The organism is Campylobacter sp. IFREMER_LSEM_CL292, from assembly GCF_025771615.1.
GTDB classification, from domain to species: Bacteria; Campylobacterota; Campylobacteria; order Campylobacterales; family Campylobacteraceae; genus Campylobacter_D; species Campylobacter_D lari_D.
On the sequence record NZ_JAKMQP010000013.1, the window covers coordinates 26,250 to 35,633 of the forward strand.

A 9,384-nucleotide genomic window follows, 5' to 3' on the forward strand; every position below is an offset into this window, starting at 1 on the left:
TATCAAGATGAGCAAAAAGCTCATCTTGAATTATTTATGTCCTTTTGAATTAATTAAATTAATTGCTCCTTCATTAATTTCATATGCCTTTCCAAAACCTTTAACATATCTTCCATTTTTCAGTATAAGTTGAAATAAATGAAAATCTTGCATATTTTTAATGACTTGAATTATTTCTTTATTGTCTTTATTTTCATAAGTATTTAATACTTGCTCAAATAGCTGATTATCTCTCGTTATTTCTACGCTCTCAACTCTAAATTTAAGTCTTTTCCTTGCAAAGATTGATATACAATCTTTTTCATCTTCTATAAACATAATTTCTATGTTTTTATTATTGTATTTTACTCCTTCAAAGTGTTCGGCAATTTCACTAATATAAATATAAAAGTCATTTTTGTTTTTTATAATAGGAGTATATGAACATATGGTTTGATTGTTTAAATTTAAAGACGATATCATAATGCTTTTGCATTCTTGTATAAATTGATTAATTTCATCATGTAGTTGCATAAAAATTTTCCTTGTAAGTTAAAATGAATAAGATTTGAGGGTTGTAGAAAAGTAAAAAGAAGAGTTTGTTACTCTTCTTCATCAGTATTTTTGCGTACAACTTTAATGCGTTCTATGCTATTTCCATCCATCTTTTTGACTTCGTAGTAGCAAAATTTATCTTCTATTCTATCTCCAACCACCGGTAAGCGTCCTAAAAGATTGAAAACATATCCACCTATAGTGACTTGTTCTAATTCTTCATTAAAGCGTATATCAAGCATTTCTTCTACTTCGCTAATTTCATATCTTCCTTGAAATTCATAAATGTTTTCTGCAAGCTTTTTAAAATGTGGACTAGAATCATCATGCTCATCGTTAATATCACCAACAATTTCTTCCATAATATCTTCCATAGTTAAAAGACCAGCAGTTCCGCCATATTCATCTACTACTAATGCTGTATGTACTTGTTCTTTATTCATCATGAAAAGAACTTTAGATATGCTGATATTTTCTGGAACTAGGATCATTTTGATTAGAAAATCATCTAAATTTTTCTTATCTTTGCTAAGTTCATTTTGCATAATGTCTCTAATATGCACCATACCTAAAATGATATCTTTAGAACCATCTATGTATGGAAAGCGTGTATGTTTATACTGACAAACTATTTGCATATTTTCTTCATAGCTTTTTTGTTTATTAAGACAAATCATATCTTTTCTAGGTGTCATGATTTCTTTTGCTACTGTATCTGAAAAATCGACAGCATTGCGTATGATTTCAGTTTCAAATTCATCCAAAACTCCACCTTTTTGGCTTTCACTCGCAATAAATTTAATCTCTTCTTCAGAGTGACTTAATTCGTGTTCTTTGGCAGGTTTTATACCTATAATTTTTAAAGAAACTGCAGCTAAAAAGTCAAATGTTTTAATGAAAGGTAAGAAAAGTAACCAAAACAAATGCAATGGTCTTGCAACCCATAAAACAGCTCTATCTGCAATGGCTATAGCAATGCTTTTTGGGACCAACTCGCCTAGCACAACATGCAATAATGTGATAATAGCAAAAGCAATAATAAATGCTATGGTATGGATTAATGCTGGAGCTAAACCTAAATTTGCTAGAGGAACTTCAAGAATTTTAGCAATAGCAGGTTCGCCTATCCAACCAAGAGCAAGAGAGCTTAGCGTAATACCAAGTTGGCAAGCACTTAAATAAGTATCTAGTTTTGAAGTGACTTCCAAAGCTTTTTTTGCATTGCGTTTTTTCTCTTTTACCATTTCTTCAAGTTTTGATCTACGCACTTTAACAATAGCAAATTCAGATAAAACAAAAAATCCATTTAAAAGCACTAAAGCTAATGCAACAAGAATCATAAAAGTAGAATAGCCTATATCAATAGAGGCAACAGTAGGTAGTGTTTGATTTAAGTCTAAAGATTGACTGGGGTCCAAAAAAACTCCTTTAATAAAATTTCGCAAAATTATATCAAATCAAAACTATAAAATTAGCTTAAAAATAATGATATATTTTAAATTAATTTAATGTTTTCTATATTCTATATTTTTTTCAAATTCATCTAAACGTTTATAAATGCTACGCAACTGTGTGATAGTTGTCCAGTTGGTGATAAAAATGCTAAATGAAGATCTAACCTGGTCAAAAGCATTACCAACTTGTATGATAATTCCAAGTTGTATAAGTCCTAAAAATAAACTTGGAGCCATGATTAAAAAGGGTACTATAACCATGATTTGCTCAAATAAATAAAGCCATACATTAAAATACCCATAATGTAAAAATAATCTTTTATAATTGATTTTAAGCCCGGTAAATAAACTTAAAATACTTTCATCGCTTGCATAATTTTTTCTATCATCTTCAGCAAAAACAAGTTCTTTTCTAAAAGCAGCTTCGGCTTTTTGATTGTTATATTCTAGTCCAGGTAGTTTTATACCTACAAACCATGATATAACTAAACCTCCTAAAGAAACCAAAAATGCAATCCATACTAAAGAGCCATTAATATCTTTTAAGATAGGTAAATTAACATGTGCGCTTAACATCCATAAAATTGGTACAAAAGCAACTAAAGTCATAATTGCTTTGATAAAAGCTAACCCTAAACTTTCTATGATTTTTGAAAAATTATAGATATCTTCTTGAATTCTTTGCGAACTGCCTTCTATGTTATCATCTTTTTTTTGCCAAAATTTAATATAATCAAAAGTCATAGCCTCGCGCCATTTAAAAGCATATATGCTTCCAAAATATTGCGTGATAGTAGCGATTAATACATAAGGCAGTGCTAAATATAAAAATTGTTTAATAAAATGATAAAAATCATTTATGCTATGATTTTTTGCATCTTGTAAAACATCGTAAAATTCTTTATACCATTCATTTATTGCTACATTAATAGAGGTTTGTGCTAATAAAGAAGATAATAAAAAAAACAGACCCAAGTAAGCCCATAAAGCCCATTTTTTAGAATAAAAAAAAGATTTAAACATTTTAAATTTCTTTCAGCATATTTTCATAATGTTTTATTGTATGTTTTTTTGCTTTAAATATTATACTAAAAATCATAATAAAACAACTTGCGACTAAAAATCCAGGAATGATTTCATAAATTTCTATAAAATTTGAACCAAAATGCTTATAAAATACAACAGTTAAAGCCCCGCTAACCATTCCAGCTATTGCGCCTTCTTTGCTCATATTTTTATAAAATAAAGAAAATAAAATAACGCTTCCAAAACTAGCTCCAAAACCTGCCCAAGCATAAGAGACTATGCTTAAAATTTGACTTTGAGTATCAAGTGAAAGTGTAAAAGCTACACACGCTACAATCAAAACACCTAAGCGTGATAACAAAGTAATATTTTTATCATTTGTTTTTCTTTTTAAAATTTGCGTATAAAAATCTTGCACCAAGCTAGAAGCGCATACTAGCAATTGAGAACTTGCAGTACTCATAATGGCTGCTAAAATTGCACTGAGTAAAATTCCCGCCACCCAAGGGTTAAAAAGCACTTGAGACATTACAATAAATATTCTTTCAGGATCATTTAAAGTAAGATCAAATTTAGCTATATAAGCAATACCTAAAAATCCTATCATAGCAGCACCAAATAGAGAAATTACCATCCAAGTTATGCCTATAAAAGTCGCAGTAGGAATTTCTTTTACATTTTTTATAGAAATAAAGCGAATTAAAATATGAGGTTGGCCAAAATATCCAAGTCCCCAGGCCAAGGTTGATGCTACCACTAGCCAACCACCACCATCTAAACCAAAAGCTTGAGGTTTTACATCATTTATAGTAGAAAAAGCTTCGCCAAAGCCGCCAAGTTCAAAAATCATCACAAAAGGAATGATGATTAATGAACTCATCATTAAAAGTCCTTGTATCATATCAGTCCAGCATACGGCTTTATAGCCACCTAAAAAAGTATATAAAACAATAACTAAAAATCCAATACTTAATGCAAAAATATAAGGCAAATTAAATACACTTTCAAAAAGTTTAGCACCACTTACTAATCCAGCACTAATGTAAATAGTAAAAAATACTAAAATAACTACCGCACAAATACTTCTTAAAATATGTCTATCATCATGAAAGCGACTTTCAAAAAAATCAGGAATTGTAATACATTCTTTAGCTATTTGAGAAAAAATCTTTAATCTTTTGGCAACAAAGGTCCAGTTTAAGAACATACCAAAGCTTAAACCTATGGCTATATAAATTTGTCCCAATCCAGCTGCGTATAAAGCACCGGGAAAAGCCATTAAAAGCCAACTACTCATATCAGAAGCACCTGCACTTAAGGCAGATATTACAGGCCCCATTGATGCATTTCCAACAAAATAATCTTTACTATTTTGATTTTTTTTGTAAAAATAAAAACCTATAAAAAGCATTAAAAATGCATAGGTAATAAAAGCAATAATAATAGGATAAGAAAATTCCACACTTTGTAAATTCATAAGTGTCCTTAAAAAATTTAAAAAATCATCATTTTACTTGTTTTATTTTAAAAAAACATTATAAAAATATTATTTTTATAATTTAAAATATATTTAAATGATGTAAATATCTAAAATATTATTTTTTATCGAAAATATTTTGTATATAGATGAGATTAATCTACGATAACAATTAAAATATATTTATCTTAACCAAAAGTAAAATTACGACGTTTAACGAAAGTGGTAGTTGAATTTATACTTAAATTAATTTCAATAAATAAAATTTTGCTAAAATTTTTATATTAATTAAAGATAATATTTAAACAATTATAGTATATAAAAAGATTGCTATTGTATAATTTAATACTAAAAAATTAAAAACAAAGTTCTTTTTTATATTTTAATATATTGTATAATAATATCTGAATTTTAATTTTTTATGAAAAAAGGTTGTTTGATATGAAAGAATTTGAAGTAGAAAGTAAATCTATTGTAGATATATTTAGTAGTAATAATATTTACAAAATACCAAATTATCAAAGACCATATAAATGGGAAGATGAGCAGGTTGAACAATTATTTGATGATATATATGAAGCATATAAAAATAACCAGCATGATGAAGGAGAAAATTATTTTTTAGGCTCTATAGTTGTTACAAAACAATCAAGTGATAATTATGAATATGAAGTAATTGATGGGCAACAAAGAATTACTACATTAATGATATTATTTTGTGTTTTGAGAGATTGTTTTAAAAATATCAATGCAGAATACAAAAATCCAGATGATATAAACATACAAAGAATTGAACAATGTATATACATAAACAATCATTTTCAAAGATTAAAATTTTCACAAAATCCACAATATAAAAACGATTTTGATTTATTATTTTTAAATAATAATAATAGTATACAAAGTTTTAAAAAACCTAGTAAAAAAGAAATAAAATTAGATGACCCTAAATTTAAATATAAAAATACAGCTGTGATAATTTATGAAAAATTAAAATGCTTATTAGATATAAATCAAGATGAAATTAATAACTTTGTTAACTATCTGTTTAATAAAGTGTTATTGATTAAAATTATTTGTAGTAATTTAAATACCGCAATTAAATTATTTCAAACGATTAATGATAGGGGTCTTGATTTAACCCAATTAGACTTAATTAAAAGTATTTTAATAAATAAAATATACGAAGAAAATAAAGATGATTTGCAATACGCTAAAAACGAAGAAAATTCATTTATTATGGTTTGGAAAGAAATTGAAACTATATTATCCAAAACAGGTGATTACCAAAAGATAACTATGGAAAATATGTTTACATTATTTGGGTATTTCTTGCTAGGTAGTAATCCTAAAAAATCATTGCATGTAGAATTAGAAAATCAATTCAAAGGAAAAACAACTAAAGAAATTATTGATGAATTTAAAAATTTTTGTGATGAATATGTAAATGATTTGTTTAATAATAACAACAAAATTGTAAATTCTTTTTGGTATTTACCATGGACAATACATCCTATAGCAGTTATAATGACTTCTTTACATACCAAATATAAAGATCATTTAAAATTGTTAATTTTACTTAGAAAATTTTATTATTTATATTGGATTGCTGGTTACACTTTATCAAAAATAAAACAAATATCTTTTCAATTAATAAATATGATAAAAGACAATAAAGATATATTAGAAATAAATGAAATTTTGGTAAATAAATATAATAAAGACGAAGTAGAAAAGAAAGCTGTGGAAAATATATTAAATAAAGATATATATAATCATAATAAATGGATTAAACCATTACTGATTTTAATAGAATATAATCAAGATGATAGCGAACAAAGAGAATTTATTGATTTAGAACAAGCTCATATAGAACATATATTACCAAAATCATATGAAAAATTTTATCCTCATATAAATAAAGAGATTGCTGATAATTATTTAAATAGCTGTTGTAATTTAACATTATTAAAAGATAAAAAAAATATAGATGCTGGTAATAAACCATTTGATAAAAAAATAGAAATTTACAAAGGCGAGGGAAAAGATAAAAAGCAAAGCTCTTTTTTAATTACTCAAATAATTATAAACAATTATGAAAAAAAAGAAATAACACAATGGAATGAAGATTCAATGAAAAATAGACGAAAATGGTTTTGTAATGAAATAGAAAAATTATTTAGTATAAAAATAAAGGAAAATAAATGAAAAATCTTTTGATTATAGGTGCAGGTGGTGTAAGTCGCGTTGCAACTGTAAAATGTGCAATGAATAGTGATGTTTTTAGTAAAATAACTCTAGCAAGTAGAACTAAAAGTAAATGTGATGAAATAGCAGCTTTTATAAAAGAGCGTTTAGGTATAGAAATTCAAACTGAGCAAATAGATGCAGATGACACATCTGCTGTTGTAGAGCTTATCAAAAAAACAGGAGCTGAAATTTTATTAAATGTGGCTTTACCTTATCAAGATCTTGCTTTAATGGATGCGTGTATTCAAACTAATATTCACTATGTAGATACTGCAAATTATGAACATCCTGATTTAGCTAAATTTGAATATAAAGAACAATGGTTAAGAAATGATAAGTTTAAACAAGCAGGAATTTTAGGACTTTTAGGAAGCGGTTTTGATCCAGGTGTTACTAATGTATTTTGTGCTTATGCGCAACAAAATTTATTTGATGAAATTCATTATATTGATATACTAGATTGTAATGCAGGTGATCATGGATATGCCTTTGCAACTAATTTTAACCCTGAGATAAATTTAAGAGAAGTATCTGCTAAGGGTCGTTATTGGGAAAATGGAAAATGGATAGAAACTGAACCTATGGAAATAAAAATGGAGTGGGATTATCCTGAAGTAGGAGTAAAGGATAGTTATTTGCTTTATCATGAGGAGCTTGAAAGTTTAGTAAAAAATATCAAAGGTCTAAAAAGAATAAGATTTTTTATGACTTTTGGACAAAGTTATTTAACTCATATGAAATGTCTTGAAAATGTTGGTATGCTAGGCATTAAACCTATTATGCATCAAGGTAGAGAGATAATACCAATAGAATTTTTAAAAACTTTACTTCCTGATCCTGCTAGTTTAGGCCCTCGTACTAAAGGTTACACTAATATAGGTTGTGTGATTCGTGGTGTAAAAGATGGAAAAGATAGACAAGTTTATATTTACAATGTTTGTAATCACGAAGAATGCTTTAAAGAAACTGGAGCGCAAGCTGTGAGCTATACTACTGGAGTTCCTGCAATGATAGGAACAAAGCTAATCGCTAAAGGAATTTGGCAAGGAAAAGGTGTGTTTAACATGGAAGAATTTGACGCCAAACCTTTCATGGATGAGTTAAATACCCAAGGACTTCCTTGGAAAATTATAGAAATGGAGCCAAATTTAGGAAAATAATCTCAAGTCTTTTTTGACTTGAGAAAGTTTTATAATGACGCAATTATTATTAAGTATAGATTGGACGCCTTTTTTAGTTTCCATAAAACTTTCTATTATTACTTGTATAATTTTGTTTTGTTTTTGCATACCTCTTGCTTGGGTTTTTACTTTTAAGCAATTTAGAGCAAAAAAAATTCTAGAAACTATAATAACCTTACCTTTAGTTTTACCACCGTCTGTTGTTGGTTTTTACTTGTTGATTTTATTTTCAAAATATTCTTTTTTTGGAGAATTTTTAGAAAAATATTTTAATATCACTTTAGCTTTTACTTTTGAAGGCTTGGTAATAGCAAGTTGCATTTACTCTTTACCTTTTATGTTTAATCCTTTATATAATGCAATGTCTTTAATTTCTAAAAATATTATAGAAGCAAGTTTTTCTTTGGGAAAAAATTCTTTCATCACACTTTTTAAAGTAATCTTACCAAGTATCAAACCAGCTATACTCAGTGCTTTAGTAATAAGTTTTGCACATACTATGGGCGAGTTTGGTATAGTATTAATGATAGGTGGTTCTTTAAGCGGGGAAACAAAAGTAGCTAGTATTGCTATATATGAAAGTATGGAAAATTTAGATTTTGCCACAGCTCATATTTATAGTCTCATACTTTTAATTTTTAGTTTTGTTGTTTTGTTAAGTGTAAATTTGTTAAAAAATAAATAACAAAGACTTATTTTATTGTATAATCAATTTATATCTTAAATTTAAAGGAGAAATGATGGATAATTCACTATCAGGATATACTAAAAAATATGACAATGAAGGATATGGCTTACAATATCCAGATGGACATGTTATAAGATTTTATGAGAGAATCTTAAAATACAAATTAAACAAAACAAGTGGAAATTTACTTGATTTTGGTTGTGGAAATGGAGTTCATTCTAAGTATTTTCAAGATGTAACGGGGGGGGGGTATTAATGCTTATGGTATAGATATTGTTCCTAGTTTAAAAAATACTTGGAAAAAAGATCCTAGGATAAATGAAAATAATTTTCATGTTATTACACCAAATTCTAGTTTTAAAAATTTATTTGATGTAAAAATGGATTTTATTTTTGCAAATCAAAGTTTATATTATCTGCCAAACAAAGACTTTCAAAAAACTATTGAAGAATTTTATGATTTATGTAATGATGGAGCAATAATTTTCGCGACAATGATTAGCTCTAAAGCTTATCAAGAATTTGTTGCAGGAGATGTTAAAGATAATGGTTTAGTGGAAGTAAAATCTAGTCCAAGATTAAATGGCGAATCTACTTATATAAATTTTACAAATACGATCGAAGAATTAAAAGAAAAATTTAAACCTTTTAAACCGTTATTTTGGGGAGATTATGAATTAATAAATTTATATAATTTTGAAGGAAGTATACAGCATTTTATTTATATAGGGGAAAAATAATTTTATGTGATAAAGACTTTATCAAGTCTTTATC

9 protein-coding genes are annotated in these 9,384 nt (G+C 27.0%); 5 read left to right on the forward strand and 4 right to left on the reverse strand.

Features of this window, described 5'->3' with window-relative positions; genetic code table 11:
• Positions 1 to 30 precede the first annotated feature (30 nt).
• The 4 genes from L8T82_RS07140 to putP all read right to left on the reverse strand — a co-directional run bounded on the left by L8T82_RS07140 (position 31) and on the right by putP (position 4,491).
• Positions 31 to 513 carry a pyridoxamine 5'-phosphate oxidase family protein gene (locus tag L8T82_RS07140; RefSeq protein ID WP_263726193.1) on the reverse strand — a complete coding sequence of 161 codons (483 nt, stop codon included), beginning with the start codon at positions 511 to 513 and terminating at the stop codon, positions 31 to 33.
• A gap of 68 nt (positions 514 to 581) precedes the next feature.
• Positions 582 to 1,952 carry a hemolysin family protein gene (locus L8T82_RS07145; RefSeq protein WP_263660795.1) on the reverse strand — a complete coding sequence of 457 codons (1,371 nt, stop codon included), beginning with the start codon at positions 1,950 to 1,952 and terminating at the stop codon, positions 582 to 584.
• Between the two features lie 87 nt (positions 1,953 to 2,039).
• Positions 2,040 to 3,011 (reverse strand): putative transporter, encoded by a 972-nt coding sequence (locus L8T82_RS07150; RefSeq protein ID WP_263726194.1) that lies wholly within the window; start codon positions 3,009 to 3,011, stop codon positions 2,040 to 2,042.
• Position 3,012: 1 nt separating this feature from the next.
• Entirely contained in the window at positions 3,013 to 4,491 is a 1,479-nt protein-coding gene (gene putP, locus L8T82_RS07155) for a sodium/proline symporter PutP (RefSeq protein ID WP_263726195.1), read from the reverse strand.
• Between the two features lie 441 nt (positions 4,492 to 4,932).
• Between putP and L8T82_RS07160 the strand changes: the two genes are divergently transcribed.
• The 5 genes from L8T82_RS07160 to L8T82_RS07180 all read left to right on the forward strand — a co-directional run bounded on the left by L8T82_RS07160 (position 4,933) and on the right by L8T82_RS07180 (position 9,350).
• On the forward strand, positions 4,933 to 6,699 hold the full coding sequence (locus L8T82_RS07160; RefSeq protein ID WP_263726196.1) for a DUF262 domain-containing protein: 1,767 nt from the start codon (positions 4,933 to 4,935) through the stop codon (positions 6,697 to 6,699).
• Positions 6,696 to 7,901 carry a saccharopine dehydrogenase family protein gene (locus L8T82_RS07165; protein WP_263726197.1) on the forward strand — a complete coding sequence of 402 codons (1,206 nt, stop codon included), beginning with the start codon at positions 6,696 to 6,698 and terminating at the stop codon, positions 7,899 to 7,901. Before L8T82_RS07160 ends, L8T82_RS07165 begins: the two co-directional genes overlap by 4 nt.
• 34 nt (positions 7,902 to 7,935) lie before the next feature.
• The gene (gene modB, locus L8T82_RS07170) at positions 7,936 to 8,607 is read left to right on the forward strand and encodes a molybdate ABC transporter permease subunit (protein ID WP_263659884.1); all 672 of its coding nucleotides are present in this window, start codon (positions 7,936 to 7,938) and stop codon (positions 8,605 to 8,607) included.
• A 55-nt stretch (positions 8,608 to 8,662) separates the two neighbouring features.
• Entirely contained in the window at positions 8,663 to 8,866 is a 204-nt protein-coding gene (locus L8T82_RS07175; protein ID WP_240387661.1) for a class I SAM-dependent methyltransferase, read from the forward strand.
• Positions 8,867 to 8,990: 124 nt separating this feature from the next.
• A complete protein-coding gene (locus L8T82_RS07180) occupies positions 8,991 to 9,350 on the forward strand; it encodes a hypothetical protein (RefSeq protein WP_133319916.1) in 360 nt (119 codons plus the stop codon).
• Positions 9,351 to 9,384: the final 34 nt, after the last annotated feature.